This is a genomic window from Sphingomonas sp. BK069 (genome assembly GCF_014193405.1).
GTDB lineage: Bacteria > Pseudomonadota > Alphaproteobacteria > Sphingomonadales > Sphingomonadaceae > Sphingomonas.
The window spans coordinates 1,219,536-1,235,101 of sequence record NZ_JACHZH010000001.1 but is presented as its reverse complement, the minus strand read 5'-3'; the positions used below and the strand labels follow the sequence as shown (position 1 = coordinate 1,235,101).

Below are 15,566 nucleotides of genomic sequence, written 5' to 3'. Positions count from 1 at the left end.
GTCTCCCTTCACTTGCTCGCGGGCGACCGCGTGGCGGCGCTACCGTAACCGGTCGAGCCGAATCCGCCAAGGCCACGGCCCGTCTCGGACGAGAAGGCTTCCACCACGCGCAGCGCTGGCCGGAGGATCGGCACGAAGACGAGCTGAGCGACCCGGTCGCCCGGCTCGATCACCAGCGGGGCGGAGCCCGGCGGGGTGCGCAGCCACGCGCTGATGTAGATCTGGTCGGCGTAATCGGCGTCGATCAACCCCACCGACTGGCCGAGGATCAGGCCCTTCTTATGGCCCAGACCGGATCGGGCGAGCAGCACCGCCGCCATATAGGGGTCGTTCATCAGCAGCGCGATGCCCGAGGGGATCAGCACCGCGGGCGCCTGCGGCTGGAGCGTCAGCGGCGTGTCGATGCAGGCGTGCAGGTCGATCCCCGCCGCCATCTCCGTCTGGTAGCGCGGCAGTCCCCATTCGTGCAGCCGCTCGTCGATGACGCGCAGCTCGACCGCGCGCGTCGCATCCCGTTCCGTCATCGGCCCTGTCATCCTTCGTCCGTCGCACCGGGCCTTAGCGCGTCGGCCGCGGTGCTGCCACCACGGCCGAGTCGTTGACGGGTCAGAAGCGGACGTGGCCGCCGACGATGAAGCGGCGCCCATAATCGAACACGTCGAGCAGCTGGTTGCTGAAGCGGCCGTGCGTGCTCTGCTGGTTGTTGTTCAGGTTCTCCGCCGCGGCGAAGATGCTGAAGGTCTTGCTGATGTCATAGCTGGTCGAGAGATCGAGCTGGAGGCTCGAGTTGACGAACGTCGGCTCGGCGCCGAACTGGCTGGTATTCTGGTTCTGCCCGAATTGAAGCAGATACTCGTCGCGCCAGTTGAGCGCGGCGCGGAACTGGAAGCCGTTCTTGTCATAGAAGCCGACGAAATTGGCCGAATTCGCCAGGCCGGTCACCGCGAAGCCGGTCTGCGAGATGTCGGTCTGATCGTACGGCTTGTTGGTATCGACCAGCGTGGCGTTGGCCTGGAAGCCGAAGCCGGTGTCGCCGAACACCTGCTGCCATGCCAGCTCCACGCCGCGCACGGTTGCGTCAGGGCCGTTGACCTGCTGCGAGACCGCGAAGTTGGCGGCGTTGCCGGTGGTCGGGTCGACCACGCCGTTGATCGCCTGGCGCGTCACGCCCTGCACGATGAAGTTGCTGACGTTCTTCAGGAAGAAGTCGACCGAAAGATAGGAGTTGCGCTTGTAATACCATTCCGCGGCGACGTCGAAATTGTCCGCGAGATAGGGTTGCAGCGCGGGGTTGCCGCCGCTGGCGGTGAGCGCGCCGACGCGCTGCCCGATGCCGACCGCGAGCACCGGGTTGAGCGTGGAGAGCCCCGGTCGGGTGAGCGTGCGCGACGCGTCGAAGCGCAGCTGGAGCTCGGGCGTGACCTCGAGCCGCATGTCGACGGTGGGGAGCAGGTACGAATAGTTGCTTTTCGCGCTGATCGGCGAGACCTCGCCGAACGCCACGCTCAGCAGCGTCGGGTCGGCGGCGCTGGTCGAGATCGAGACGGGGAGGCGCCCCTGGCCAGTCGAGGTCAGGTGCGTGTTCTCGTTGCGCACGCCCGCCGCGAAGTGGAACGGCATGCCGGCGATGTCCGCGGTGTAGGCGACGTTGAGGTAGAGCGACCAGGTCTTCTCATTGATGTTCTGGAGGCTGTTGGGATCGACCAGCTGATCGAAGCTGCCGGTGAAGCCGCTCAGTCCGGTGGTGCTAGCCGCTGCATAGTTGAAGCCGGGGATGTTCTGCGTCTGCGGGTTGCCGAGGCCGCTGAGGAACTGCTGATAGGCGGCCGGGCTGAACACGATCAGCGACGGCGGCAGCGAGCCCTTGAAGCCCGGGATGAAGTTGCGCCCGAGCGAGACGCTGCCCTGGTAGAGCGAGGCCGGCAGCGGCGCGATCCCGCTGCCCTGGCCCGATGGCGTGCCGTACCCCGAATAGGCCTGCCAGAAGTTGTTGGTGAAGGTGCTCTTGTTCGACAGGCGGAACTGGTCGTCGACGTACTGACCGCCGGCGCGGATGGTCAGGTCATCCTGCTTCCACGTCGCGGTGAAGCGCGCCTGCTTGAGCTCGTCGGTGTTCTGCTGGGTCTGGTTGACCGTGACATGCGAGCCGATCAGCGTCGGATCGGCGAACGCCGCGGCATTGCCGTTCGGCCCGACAACCGTGAGCGACGGGAAGCTGTTGGTGCTCTTGCCGTTGATCTGGAGTCCGGTGTTGTTGGCGAGATTGCCGCCGTAGCCGATGTCGCCGTTCTGGCTGCCGATCGTGTCGTCGTCGGGGTTGAGCCAGCTCTTTGCGTAGGAAAGGTCACCCTCCAGCGTGAAATTCTCGCTGACGTCCCATTTGACGTTGCCGCCGATCTGGTTGGTGCGCAGGACCTGCGTATTGAGCGCGGCGGTGAAGTCGGTCGGCGACCCCGCTTGGGTGAAGTCGATCGCGGTGCCGTTGTCGTCGAGCTCGACGTTGCGCAGCGCGCCCTGGTTGAACCAGACACCCAGCGCCGAGGAGCGCGTGACGATCTCCTGGCGCGAGAAATTGTCGTCGAGCGTGACCATCACGTCCTCGGACGGATGCCATTGCAGCGCCAGGCGGGCGTCGACGCGCTCGTCCTTGGTGTTCTGCTGGTCGATGACATATTGCTGCGGGAACCAGCCCACCACGGTCTGGCGCTGCGCCGCGTCGGCGCCCGCGTTGCTCGTCGGCGCGCAGCTCGCGGCGGTGCTGCCCTGCAGCTGGCACGGCGCGTAGAAGCCGCCGGCCCAACCCGAGACCGAGACGCGGTTGGTCTTGGTGTCGCGCCGCGTGTAGATCACGTCGGCCAGCACGCCCAGCGTGTCACCGGCGAAGGTGTTGCTGACGAGCACGCCCGCGGTCGGGACGATCTTGCCCGAACGGTCCTGGAGCGATCCCGCCGCGCTCGCCGCGACGCGCAGGCCGGGGTGGTCGAACGGCTTGGGAAACTGGATGTCGACGGTGGCGCCGATCGAGCTCGACGCCAGCGTGACGTCGGGCGTCTTCAGCACGCTGAGCTGGCCGATGAAGTCCGAGCCGACGGTCGAGAAGTCGATCTGGCGGTTGCCGGTGCCGGTCGAGATGCGGCGGCCGTCGTACAGCGTAGTGTTGAAGTCGCCGCCGAAGCCCCGGACGGTGATGCCGGTCGCCTCGCCGCGCGTGCCCGAGCGCTGGATCGACACGCCGGGCAGGCGCTGGAGCGACGCCGCGACGTTGGTGTCGGGAAATTTGCCGATGTCCTCGGCCGAGATCGCGTCGACCACGCCGGTGGCGGTGCGCTTGATGTCGAGGTTGCGCTGGAGCGAGCCGCGCAGGCCGGTGACGATGATGTCGCGGGTCGTGTCGCCGTCCAGCCCAGCCTGGTCGCCGGCGGTGTTGGCACCGTTGGTGTCGGGCGCGGTGGCCTCGTCCTGCGGGCGGCCTGCCTCGCTGGCGCTGGTGGTGTTGGCGGTGGAGGGGACCGCCGGCTGCACGCCCGCGGAGGGCTGCGCCTGGCTGTTCTGCACGCTGCCGGAGTCGGCCTGCTGCGCCATCGCGGGCGCCGGCGCGATCAGCGCGGCGGTGAGCGCGGCACCGCTGCACGCGGCGATCAGGGTGCGACGGGTGGTGGCGCGTCCGCCGCGACCGACAGGACGTACGCTCTCAGGCTCTCTCATGGCCCCTCTCCTCCTCTGTACCGGCGGCACCGGCGTGATCGATCATCGCGTGCGCCCGACTCGACTGGCCCGGCTGTCACTTCGATGTAGCGCTAACATATCCGCCCAATCTGATCTGGCAAGTGATCATATAGGATCAGTTTAGCGCTAACGACTTGACGCTGGTCGTGCGCCCGCTGATCCTTCGCGCGAGCCGAGGCGAGCGCCCGGCGAGGAGGAGGGGGCATGGCGGTGTGGGAGCTGTTGGCGAGCGAGCGACATGCCGCGCTCGCGATGCGCCGCGCCAGCGCCGCGGGACGTCATTTCGTCCAGGTCGTGCCGAGCGAGTTCGCCAAGGTGGCGACGCGCTGCCCGATCGTGCTCACCAAACATCCCGAGACCGGCCGTTTCTACGCCGGCGCGCTGCTCGGCCTGGTGCCGGGCGAGAACCTCGTCACGGACGCCGGCGGCGCGATGGACGGCATCATGCCGCTCGATCTCGAACGTGAGGGGTTCTTCACCGTCGAGCAGGACATCGCGATCGACCTCGACCATGCCCGCTTCGCCGCGGAGGAGGGAGAGCTGGCGCTGTTCGACGCGGAGAGGGCGCCCTCCGCGCATCTCCGCCGCGTCCAGCGCGCGCTCGGGCTGCTCCATACCGGGTTGGCCGAGAGCGAGGCGCTGATGGCGGCGTTGCTCGGCGCGCGCTTAATCGAGCCGATCGACGTCTCGCTCTCGTTCGATGACGGCGAGCGGCTGCGCCTCGATGGTCTGTACACCGTCAGTCGCGACGCGCTGGCGGAGCTCGACGACGCGACGGTGCTGGCCCTGTTTCGCGCCGGCCATCTTCATCACGCTTACACGCTCGTCAACTCGCTCGCGCAGATCGCGCTGCTCGCGCACCGGCGCAACGAGCGGCTGGTGGGCGCGTGAGCGCTACCGTCGCGAACTACAGGCCCGCCGAGGTCGGCGCGCCGGACCGCTTCGGTGAGCTTGTCGCGGCGTGCGAGCCGTTCGTGGTGCGCGGGCTGTGCGCCGACTGGCCGGTCACACGGGCGGCGGGCCGGTCGCCCGCGGCGCTGCTCGACTATGTGGTCGCGCTGGACGCGGGAAAGTCGGCAGAGGCCTTCGTTGGCGCGCCTGCGATCGGCGGTCGCTATTACTACGAGGACGCACTCGACGGCTTCAACTTCGCGCGCGAGACGATCGGCGTGGGTGCGGCGCTGCGGCGCATGATCGACACCGCGGGCGTCGACGGCGCGGCGACGCTCTATCTCGGATCGCTCCCCACCGCCGCTTACCTGCCAGGGTTCGCGGAAGACAATGCCATGCCGCTGCTCCCGGCTGCCGCGCGCCCCCGCATCTGGCTCGGCCACGCCTCAACCGTGGCGTGCCACCACGACAATTCGGACAATCTCGCCTGCGTCGTCGCGGGGCGGCGCCGGTTCACGCTGTTCCCGCCCGACGCGATCGGTGACCTCTACGTCGGCCCGATCGATCACAATATGGCGGGGCAGCCGGTTGGGCTCGCCGTCGGCGCGGCGCCGGGCGACCCGCGCTACCCGCGCTTCGCCGCCACGCGGACGCGCGCGGCCACGGTCGAGCTCGAACCCGGCGACGCGCTCTACCTCCCCAAGCTGTGGTGGCACCAGGTCGAGGCGCTCAGCCCGGTCAACGTGCTGGTGAACTATTGGTGGGACGCGGTCGGGGCCGGCCCCGACGCGCCCTACACCGCGATGTTGCTCGCGGTCGCGGCTATCGCCGAGCGGCCCGAGCGCGAGCGCGCGGCATGGCGCGCCTTCTTCGACCATTATGTGTTCCGCCCCGACGGCCACCCGCTCGCGCATCTGCCCGAGGCGCAGCACGGGCTGCTCGCGCGCGGGCAGGGCGGGCGGATCCGCGCCATGGTGATGCGGCTGTTGCGCGGCTGAGCGGGGGGGGCGATCATGACTCAGCGGGACGGGGTGACGCGGCGGGACGCGCTCGGCGCAGCAGCGGGAACGGCGGCGCTCGCGGCGCTGCCCGCGCGCGGCGAGGAAGGAGGGGCCGACCGGCAGCGACTCTGGTACCGGCAGCCCGCGATGGTGTGGACCGAGGCACTGCCAGTGGGCAACGGCCGGCTCGGGGCGATGGTGTTCGGCGGCACCGCGCGCGAGCGACTCCAGCTTAACGAGAGCAGCCTGTGGGGCGGGGGGCCGTATGATCCGGTGAATCCGGCGGCGGGTGCGGCGCTGCCCGAGGTGCGCCGGCTGATCGCCGCGGGGCGCTATGCCGAGGCGCAGGCGCTCGCCAACGCCAAGGTGATGGCGCAGCCGCTCAGCCAGATGTCGTATCAGCCGATCGGCGACCTGATGCTGGAGCTGCCGGGCCTCGGCGCGACGAGCGACTATCACCGCGAGCTCGATCTCGACGCGGCGCTGGCCACCACCACTTTCACCGCCGGCGGGGTGCGATACCGCCGACGCGTGCTGGCCTCACCGGTCGATCAGGTGATCGCGATCGAGCTCAGCGCCGATCGCGCCGGCGCGATCGACCTCGACGTCGCGCTCACCACGCCACAGCGCGGCGCGGTGACCGCCGCCGGTGACACGCTCGCGCTCGACGCGCGCGCGCCCGACGAGCATGGCGTGGCGGGCGCCACGCGGCTGGCGGCGCGCGTACGGGTATCGGCGCATGGTGGCTCCGTGAGCGCGGGCGACGCGCGTCTGACGGTGCGCGGCGCCGCCGCGCTGACCATCCTCGTCGCGCTGGCGACGAGTTACCGCCGCTTCGACGATGTCGGCGGCGACGCCGGTGCGATCGCCGCGGCGCAGCTCGCGCGCGCGGCGACGAAACCGTTCGCGCGTATCGCTGACGACGCCGCGCGCGATCACCGCCTACTGTTTCGTCGCGTCACGCTCGACCTCGGCCGCACCGCCGCGGCCGACCGACCGACCGACGAGCGCGTGCGCGCCAGCCAGCAGGGCGACGGCCCCGCACTGGCGCAGCTCTACTTCGACTATGGCCGCTATCTGCTGATCTGCTCGTCGCGCCCCGGCGGCCAGCCCGCCAATCTGCAGGGCTTGTGGAACGAGAGCGTCAAGCCGCCGTGGGGCTCGAAGTACACGATCAACATCAACACCGAGATGAACTATTGGCCGGCGGAGGCGACCGCGCTGGCCGAGTGCACCGCGCCGCTGGTGCAGATGGTGCGCGAGCTGGCGGTGACGGGCGAGCGTACCGCACGCGCGATGTACGGTGCGCGCGGCTGGGTGGCGCACCACAATACCGACGGCTGGCGCGCCACCGCCCCGATCGACGGCGCGCAATATGGCCTGTGGCCGACCGGCGGCGCGTGGCTCTGCACGCATCTGTGGGACCGCTACGACTACGGCCGCGACCTCGACTATCTGCGCTCGGTCTACCCGCTGATGCAGGGCGCGGCGCTGTTCTTCCTCGACACGCTCCAGGTCGACGCGGCGAGCGGGCGGCTGGTGACCAGCCCGTCGCTCTCGCCGGAGAACGTCCACCCGCGCGGCGCCGCGATCTGCGCCGGGCCGGCCATGGACCAGCAGATCCTGCGCGACCTGTTCGACCAGACCGCGCGCGCCGCGGCGCTGCTCGGCAAGGACGCCGCCTTCGCGGGCGAGCTCGCCACGGCGCGCACTCGGCTCGCGCCGGACAAGATCGGCGCGCAGGGCCAATTGCAGGAGTGGCAGGAAGACTGGGACGCCGCCGCGCCCGAGCCGCACCACCGTCACGTCTCGCACCTGTACGGCCTGTTCCCGAGTACCCAGATCGACGTCGAGCGCACCCCCTCGCTCGCCGCGGCGGCGCGGCGCTCGCTCGAAATGCGCGGCGACGAGTCGACCGGCTGGGCGACCGCGTGGCGCGCCAATCTGTGGGCGCGGCTGCGCGACGGCGAGCATGCGCACCGCATCCTCGCCTATCTGCTCGGCCCCGAGCGGACCTATGCCAACCTGTTCGACTCGCACCCGCCGTTCCAGATCGACGGCAATTTCGGCGGCGCGCGCGCGATCGCCGAGATGCTGATGCAGAGCCGCGGCGACGAGATCCTGCTGCTGCCAGCGCTGCCGCGCGCCTGGCCGAGCGGGGCAGTGCGCGGGCTGCGCGCGCGCGGCGCACGGCAGGTCGATCTGACCTGGCGCGCGGGGGCGGTCGAGCGCGTCGCGGTCACCGCGGAGGTGGCGGGGTCGGTGACGGTGCGAGTCGGGGCGGGCCACGTCACCGCGCGACTGGGCGCGGGCGAGGTGCTGCGGCTGCGCGGTCCGGAGTTGCGACGCGGATAGGGCGGTGCGGCGCGGCCAGGAGGCACCACTTTCCTTCGGGGGAGTGGCCGGGGAGCGCCTCTGCGAGCGGAGCGCCGCCGGTGCGGCCTCACTCCAAACCCTCCCTTTAAGGAGAGGGGCTCGATCGGCTCTCGTTCGACGTGTCGCCGCCGCGCACGCAATTAGCGCTTCCGCGGGAGCACTGCGCGACATGCCGTCACCAGCTCTCTCTCACGGCGCCTCGACGAACGGGCCGACCACGGTGCCGACGAAGCCGCCGGCACGCTGCGTGCTCAGGAAGGTCGTGTCGAGCCGCTCGGTCAGCGTTCGTCGCGCGCCGCCGGTCGCATAGTCGAACGCCATCGTCCCGCCGTCGGCGCGGATCGTCAGCGTCACCGCACCGGCGGCGTCGACCGGCGCGGAGGCGACCAAAGTGTCGCTGTCGGCCAAGTCACGCGTGTACAGCGCCACCACCGTCTTGCCGCCGAGGCGCGTGACCGCGAATTCGAGCAACGAGCGGTCGTTCTGCACCGCCGCCAGCCCCGCGCGCGCGCCGTCGCGCTCGGGGGTGAAGCGCAGCACCGTCGATACCGTGGCGACATGGTGCTGCTGGCGCCGGCCGAGGAAGGCGGGCGTCCCGCTCAGGTCGCCGAATCGGGCGGCGGCGCTCAGCTCGAGCGCACCCCCGGCGACCCGGTAGAAAGGCAGACGCGGCGTGCGGATGCCGATCCACTGCATGCCGAGTGTGCCGCCGTCGAACTCGTCGACATAGCCGAAGTCGCCGCTGGTCGGCAGCGCGGGAGCGGGGCCGGCGGGAAGCCGGGGCCGCGCCGCGGTGAAGGGGATCGCGCGGCCGCGCTCCAGGATGTGCGGCCAGCCGGCACGCCACGTCACCGGCAGCAGGAAGGTCTCGCGGCCGATGTTGTAATGACCGTCGGCGTAGGGGCGCGTCGCCAGGAAGGTCGCCCACCAGTCGCCGTTCTGCGTCTGCACCAGCTTGGCGTGTCCCGCCGAGGTGACCGGATGCGCGCGGTCGGCGGGCAGGTCGCGCTGGGTCAGGATCGGATTGCCGGCATAGGGTATGAACGGTCCGCGCAGCGCGTTCGAGCGGAACACCACCTGCGAGTGGTTGTCGCCGGTGCCGCCCTCCGCCGCGGTGATATAATAGAGGCCGTCCTTCTTCAGCAGGTGCGGCCCTTCGATCCACACCGGCTTGGTGGCGAGGTCGACCCCGCCGTTGACGAGCTGCGTGCTCTCCCCGACCATCTTGCCGGCGCGCCAGTCATACTCCTGCACCCACAGCGCGCGGTGGCCGTCGTAGCGTGGCGGCTCGTTCGGTGCGCGATTGTTGATGATGTAGGCGCGATCGCCCTCCCAGAAGATCGACGGGTCGATGCCCTCGAACGGCAGCCAGATCGGCTTGGACCAGGGGCCGGCGGGATCGCGCGCGGTGATGATGAAGTTGCCGCCGCAGGCAACGCAGGTGTTGGCGATGTAGAAGACGCCGGCATGGTAGGAGATGTCCGGCGCGAACACCGCCTCCGAGACGCGCCGACCGGTGAAGTCGAGCTGGTCCGGCCGGTCGATCGCGTTGCCGATCTGAGTCCAGTCCACCAGGTTCTTCGAGTGGAACACGGGCAAACCGGGAAAGTGCGCGAACGACGAGTTGACGAGGTAGTAATCGTCCCCGACGCGCGTGACCGACGGGTCTGGATAGTAGCCGCTGACGATGGGGTTACGGTACTGGCCGGCGGACAGCGGCGCGTGCTCCTGCGAGCGTCCGTGGTAGGTGAACCGCTCGAAGCGGGCGACCTGCGCCGAGGCGGTGACACCGGTGATCGCCAGCAGCGTGGCGGCAGCTGTGCCCAGCCGCCCAACGACTCGCCGCATCTCGCCTCTCCCTTTCCGTTCAAGTGCATCGTACGAGTTACCGCTACCATAACAAGGAGCGCGTCCTCCTCCGGCAGCGGATGAAGAAGCGGTGCGCCGTATGCGACGCCGGCCAGTCTCACGACCGCTTGCACCCCTTCCGGAATGCTGTAGAACATATCAGATAGGATTCGTCGAGCCGTGTAGAGCATCGCGAACCGGGAGAGGAGAGGGGCGATGAGACTAGCTCGTGCCACAATGATCGCGTGCCTCATCGCCGCCGCGCCGGCGCGCGCGCAGACGACACCGCCAGCACCTTCCGCGGCGATCGCCGAGGATTTCAAACCGTCATCGCTCAACCAGCCCGGCCAGGCCTATCCGCAGGTCAACTCGCAAGGCTACGTCCGCTTCCGCGTCACCGCGCCCGACGCGAAGGCGGTGCGAGTCAGTCTCGGCCTCGGCGGGCGCGGCGGCACCGTCCTGACGAAGGCGGCGGACGGCAGCTGGACGGGCACATCGGAGGGGCCGCTCGACGAGGGCTTCCATTACTACCACCTCACCGTCGACGGCGGCACCTTCAACGATCCCGGCACGCTCAACTTCTATGGCTCGACCCGCTGGGAGAGCGGGATCGAGATCCCGGCGCGCGACGCCGACTTCTACGCGGTGAAAGACGTGCCGCACGGCCGCGTCGAGCAGATCCTGTTCGCCTCGCCGAGCACGCGCACGCATCGCCGCGCCTTCGTCTACACGCCGCCCGGCTATGACGCCGCGGATGGCAAGCGCTATCCGGTGCTGTATCTCCAGCACGGCTGGGGCGAGGACGAGACCGCCTGGTCCAACCAGGGCCACGCCAACCTCATCATGGACAATCTGATCGCCGCGGGCAAAGCGCGACCGTTCCTGATCGTCATGACCTATGGCATGACCAACGATGTCCGGCCGGGCAGCCCGGGCGGACTCGCCAGCTTCGACATCACGCCGTTCCGCAGCGTGCTGATCGACGAGCTGATCCCCTATGTCGACCGTCACTATCGCACGCAGGCCGATGCGCCGCATCGCGCGATGGCGGGACTGTCGATGGGCGGGTTCGAGACCAAGCTGATCGCGCCCAAGAACCTCGACACGTTCGGCGCGATCGGGTTGCTGAGCGGCGGTACCATCGCGCCCGAGGACGTCGCGGCGGCGCCCGGCTACAAGGACAAGGTGCGGCTCACCTTCGTCAGCTACGGCAGCCGCGAGCTCGAGGACGGGCGCACCCGCGGCGGGCCGGGACGGCCGAGCACCGACCCGCGCGCCAACGCCGAGGCGCTGAAGCGGGCAGGGCTCAACAGCGTCTTCTACGTGTCGCCCGATACCGGACACGAATTCCTGTCCTGGCGCCGCAGCCTGTACCAGATGGCGCCTTTGCTGTTCCGCGATCGGTAGTGGCAGACCCGATCTTACCTGTTGATTCTTAAGCCCTAATCTGTTCGCGGCGAAGGGTCGCCGGCGCTGAGCAACCGAATAGCCGCTGACAGTTTTTATTCACGAGAGAGTGTTGACACGAAAGGAAGCATGATTACGCTTTGATGGTAACGTTACCGTCCAAGGCTAGTGGCCGAATCGATCCGCCGATCGAAGAGGTATGTTCGCAAACGACGGGAGGGCGTGTGAGAGGAGGAGGGTGACGCACCATCGCTGCAGCGATGTGAGAAGTTTCTGGTACGAAGCGCGGGCGAGCGCCGGACCGGGGTCATCGATGATCGCTGGAACGATGACTTGTCACAAGCGCCCGACTTTCATCACGGCGATGCGAAGGAGTGCGGCTCATGGCGGAGCCGGCTGCCGCACATTGCTGCCGATCACAGATCAACGATACAAACTCTTGGAGGAGGGGACGATGATGAGAGCCACCATTAGCGCACGCCGCGCCGGTATGCGGGGCGGCGTGGCCTTCGCCGCGCTGGTCACCGCGATCGCGCTGCCGGCGGCCGCCTGGGCGCAGTCGGCACCCGCCGGGCAGGAAGCGGGCGCCGCGATGACGCCGCCCGAGGTGCCCCCGCAGCTCGACACCACCGCCGGCTCCACCGCGCGATCCGAGCAGGACGGTGCGAGCGCGCGCGATGCCGCCGCGCAGGACATCATCGTCACCGGATCGCGCATCACCACGGGCGGCTTCACCGCGCCGACGCCGACGACGGTGATCGATTCCGGTGCGATCGCGGCCAACGCGCAGCCCAACGTCTTCACCACCATCGCGCAGCTGCCGTCGCTGCAGGGCTCGAGCGGCACCAGCGTCAACACCTTCAGCACCTCGAGCGGCGCGCAGGGGCTGAGCTCCTTCTCGCTGCGCGGCGTGGGCGCGATCCGCACGCTGACGCTGATCGACGGCCAGCGCGTCGTCGGCGCCAACGTCACCGGCGTGCCCGACGTCAGCCAGTTCCCACAGCTCCTGATCAAGCGAGTCGACGTGGTCAACGGCGGCGCCTCCGCGTCCTACGGTTCGGACGCGGTCGGCGGCGTGGTCAACTTCATCACCGACACACGCTTCAAGGGCGTGAAGGGCAACGTCCAAGGCGGCATCACCGACTATGGCGACAACGAGCAGGTGCTCGTCCAACTCGCCGCGGGCACCAGCCTGCTCGATGATCGGCTCCACATCGTCGGCAGCACCGAATATGCGCGCGACGAGGGTGTCGGCGGCGGCGAGTTCGGCATCGGGCTGGCCGGCGGGCGCGACTGGTTCAAGCAGACGACGCTGGTCAACCGCAACGTCACCAACGATGGCTCGCCGCAGTACGTGTTGCGCGACTATGCCCAGTCGATCACCTTCGCCAAATACGGTCTGATCACCGCTGGGCCGCTGCAGGGCATCGCCTTCGACCAGTCGGGCAGCCCGTTCCAGTTCCAGTACGGCTCGAACGGCGTGCCGTCGCGGACATCGTCGGGAGCAGTAATCGGCTGTTTCGCCGGTTTCTGCCAGGGCGGTGATCTGTCGGGCAACGTCGACGCGGGGCGCTCGCTGCTGTCGGGGCTCGAGCGCATCAACAGCTACGGTCGGATCGGCTTCGACTTCGCGCCCGACAACGAGATCTACGTCACCTCGAACATCGCGCAGGTGAAGACCAACAACCAGCCGGTGGGCGGACAGAACCGCCCGGCGCTGACGATCCAGTGCGCCAATCCCTATGTTCCCGCGCAGGTCAAGGCGGCCTGCGCCACCGCGGGGATCACGAGCTTCCAGTTCGGCACCAGCAACGCCGCGCTCGGCAACACCCAGGTCCATACCGATCGGCGCCAGTACCGCTTCGTGGTCGGCGCCAAGGGGCGCCAGCCGGTGTTCGGATCGGACTGGAGCTACGACATCTACGTCGAGCACGGCACCAACCGTACCAAGATCGACGTCGACAACATCCTGCTCACCAACCGCTACAACAACGCGATCAACGCCACGACGCTCGACGGCGCGATCGTCTGCGCCAATCCGGTCGCGCGCGCCGCGGGCTGTCAGCCGCTCAACGTCTTCGGCGGCAACCCGTCGCAGCAGGCGCTCGACTACGTCATGCCCGCCAACGGCCCGCGCCAGCGCACGCGCCAGACGCAGGATGTCGCCAGCCTCAACTTCTCGGGGTCGCCGTTCAGTTCCTGGGCGGGGCCGGTGTCGGTCGCGTTCGGCGGCGAGTTCCGCCACGAGTTCTACAAGGTGACCGCGGATCCTTATGGCGCGGGTATCGAGAACCAGCCGTACGACTCGATCTACCCGTTCGATCCGGTCCAATTGCCCGCGGGCAACAACTGGTATGCCGGCAATTACAAGAACGGCACCGGCGCCTATAGCGTGAAGGAGGCGTTCGTCGAGGTCGACGTACCGCTGCTCAACGGCGACTCGGTAGGTCGCGCCAGCGTCAACGGCGCGGCGCGAGTCACCGACTACAGCACCTCGGGCACGGTCTGGGCGTGGAAGGTCGGCGGTACCTGGGACCTGCCGATCGACGGCTTCCGCTTGCGCGGCGTGACCTCGCGCGACGTGCGCGCCCCGAATCTGTCGGAGCTGTTTGCCGCGCCGGTGACGACGACGCAGCCGAACTTCTTCGACCCGTTCCGCAACGTCAACGTGCTCGCGATCCAGAACACGATTGGCAACCCTGCCCTGACGCCGGAGATCGCGCGCAACACCACCGCGGGCATCTCCTTCTCCGGGTCGAGCTGGGCGCCGGGCCTGAGCCTGTCGTTCGACTGGTACAAGCTCAAGATCACCGATGTCATCTCGAGCCTGGGGGCGGGCGACATCGTCGATCTGTGCTATCGCAACATCCTCCCCGAGACGTGCAGCGCCTTCAATCTCAACAACCAGGCGGGGCCGAACTTCATCAACGTTCAGGCCTTCAACCTGGCGTCGATCGACACCTCGGGCTTCGACATCGAGGCGAGCTACCGCTGGCAGCGGCCGTTGGGCCTGCCCGGGCGGCTCACCGTGCGCGCGCTGGCGACGCATATCAGCAAGTTCGTCACCGACACCGGGCTTGCCGGCCAGATCCCCAACGACACCGCGGGCGTGAACAACGGCAACACGCCCGATTGGAAGTGGCTGGCGGTGCAGACCTACGAGGGTGACGACTTCTCGCTGCTGGTGCAGGAGCGCTGGTTTAGCGACGGCACGCTCGGCAACCAATATGTCGTCTGCGCGCCCGGCACTTGCCCGGAGTCGACCAGGCAACATCCCACCATCGACCAGAACTTCATGCCCGGCGCCTTCTACATGGACGTCGGCGGGACGTACAACATCACCGAGGCAGTCACCGCCTATGCCAAGGTGGACAACCTCTTCAACCGCGATCCCGCCAAGTCGCCGTCTTTCGTCAATCCGGCGCTGTACGACGTGCTCGGGCGGACCTACCGGCTGGGCGTCCGCTTCAGCTTCTGACCTGACCGGCGGCCCGCGTGCCTCAGGCGCGCGGGTCGCCGTCCGCCGCTACTTACCTTCATCGTATAAAACCTATAGGATCGAGGCCGTTTCCCTCTCGGACCGGCGTACCTCACTTGCGGCAGATCGACACGAAGAGCTCCGTTCCCATCCCATCCCGCGCCGCGCGGCCTGCGCCCGGGCCGACGATGGTGGAACGCGCGTATGACCATCTGCTCGACATGCTGATGAGCCTCAGGATTGCGCCGGGCGAGCGGATCGCGATCGACACCGTCGCGCGCCAGCTCGGCATCTCGCAGACGCCGGTGCGCGAGGCGATGAGCCAGCTCGAAGCGGAGAAGTTGGTCTACAAGATGCCGAACGTCGGCTACCGCGCCAGCCCGCAGATGACGCGGCAAGAGGTGCGCGATCTCTACACGCTGCGCCAGCTGATCGAGCCCTACGCCGCCGCCCGTGCCGCCGAGGCGATGACCGACGCAGCGATCGCGACCTTGCGCGCGATCGATCGCGACATGTCGGGCGTGGCGGACGGGGACGCGCGCGCCTATTCGCGCTTCGCCGAGGCCGATGCCGCGCTCCATCGGCTGATCGCGACCGCCAGCGGCAACCGCCTGATCGCGGACACGATCGAGCGGCTGCACGCGCACCTCCACATCTTCCGCGCGCTCTACGCCACCAACGCGCCGCACGAGGCCGCGCGCGAGCATCGCGCCATCATCGACGCGTTGGTGGCGCACGATCCCGCCGCGGCCGAGCAGGCGGTGCGCCACCATCTCCTATGCTCGCAGCAGCGGATGGATGACGTGCTCGCGGAGGGTACGCCAAACACCTGACAACAT

Annotated in this window: 9 protein-coding genes; 6 read left to right on the top strand and 3 right to left on the bottom strand. The window is 68.8% G+C overall.

Annotated elements, in window-relative coordinates:
* Nucleotides 1–8: 8 nt before the first annotated feature.
* Nucleotides 9–524 (bottom strand): dUTP diphosphatase, encoded by a 516-nt coding sequence (dut, locus tag FHY02_RS06065; protein ID WP_183920925.1) that lies wholly within the window; start codon nucleotides 522–524, stop codon nucleotides 9–11.
* Between the two features lie 82 nt (nucleotides 525–606).
* Nucleotides 607–3,705 (bottom strand): TonB-dependent receptor, encoded by a 3,099-nt coding sequence (locus FHY02_RS06060; protein ID WP_183920924.1) that lies wholly within the window; start codon nucleotides 3,703–3,705, stop codon nucleotides 607–609.
* A 225-nt stretch (nucleotides 3,706–3,930) separates the two neighbouring features.
* Here FHY02_RS06060 and FHY02_RS06055 point away from each other — a divergent pair, with 225 nt between their 5' ends.
* From FHY02_RS06055 to FHY02_RS06045, 3 genes are read left to right on the top strand one after another with little or no spacing between them, the layout of a single operon-like run.
* Entirely contained in the window at nucleotides 3,931–4,617 is a 687-nt protein-coding gene (locus FHY02_RS06055) for a SapC family protein (protein WP_183920923.1), read from the top strand.
* Nucleotides 4,614–5,615, top strand: coding sequence for a cupin-like domain-containing protein (locus tag FHY02_RS06050; protein ID WP_183920922.1), 1,002 nt, complete (start codon nucleotides 4,614–4,616; stop codon nucleotides 5,613–5,615). The genes FHY02_RS06055 and FHY02_RS06050 overlap by 4 nt, the downstream gene beginning before the upstream one ends.
* Nucleotides 5,616–5,630: 15 nt before the next feature.
* Nucleotides 5,631–7,973, top strand: coding sequence for a glycosyl hydrolase family 95 catalytic domain-containing protein (locus FHY02_RS06045; RefSeq protein ID WP_183920921.1), 2,343 nt, complete (start codon nucleotides 5,631–5,633; stop codon nucleotides 7,971–7,973).
* A gap of 210 nt (nucleotides 7,974–8,183) precedes the next feature.
* Here the strand turns inward: FHY02_RS06045 and FHY02_RS06040 are convergent, their stop codons facing one another.
* Nucleotides 8,184–9,842: a glycoside hydrolase family 43 protein gene (locus FHY02_RS06040; protein ID WP_183920920.1), complete on the bottom strand. Its 1,659-nt coding sequence runs from the start codon at nucleotides 9,840–9,842 to the stop codon at nucleotides 8,184–8,186.
* A 216-nt stretch (nucleotides 9,843–10,058) separates the two neighbouring features.
* On the opposite strand from FHY02_RS06040, the gene FHY02_RS06035 reads away from it, so the two are divergent.
* The 3 genes from FHY02_RS06035 to FHY02_RS06025 all read left to right on the top strand — a co-directional run bounded on the left by FHY02_RS06035 (nucleotide 10,059) and on the right by FHY02_RS06025 (nucleotide 15,560).
* On the top strand, nucleotides 10,059–11,249 hold the full coding sequence (locus FHY02_RS06035) for an alpha/beta hydrolase-fold protein (protein ID WP_183920919.1): 1,191 nt from the start codon (nucleotides 10,059–10,061) through the stop codon (nucleotides 11,247–11,249).
* 457 nt (nucleotides 11,250–11,706) lie between these two features.
* Nucleotides 11,707–14,727, top strand: a complete 3,021-nt coding sequence (locus FHY02_RS06030) for a TonB-dependent receptor domain-containing protein (protein ID WP_183920918.1) — start codon at nucleotides 11,707–11,709, stop codon at nucleotides 14,725–14,727.
* Between the two features lie 188 nt (nucleotides 14,728–14,915).
* The gene (locus FHY02_RS06025; protein WP_183920917.1) at nucleotides 14,916–15,560 is read left to right on the top strand and encodes a GntR family transcriptional regulator; all 645 of its coding nucleotides are present in this window, start codon (nucleotides 14,916–14,918) and stop codon (nucleotides 15,558–15,560) included.
* The last annotated feature ends 6 nt before the right edge of the window (nucleotides 15,561–15,566 follow it).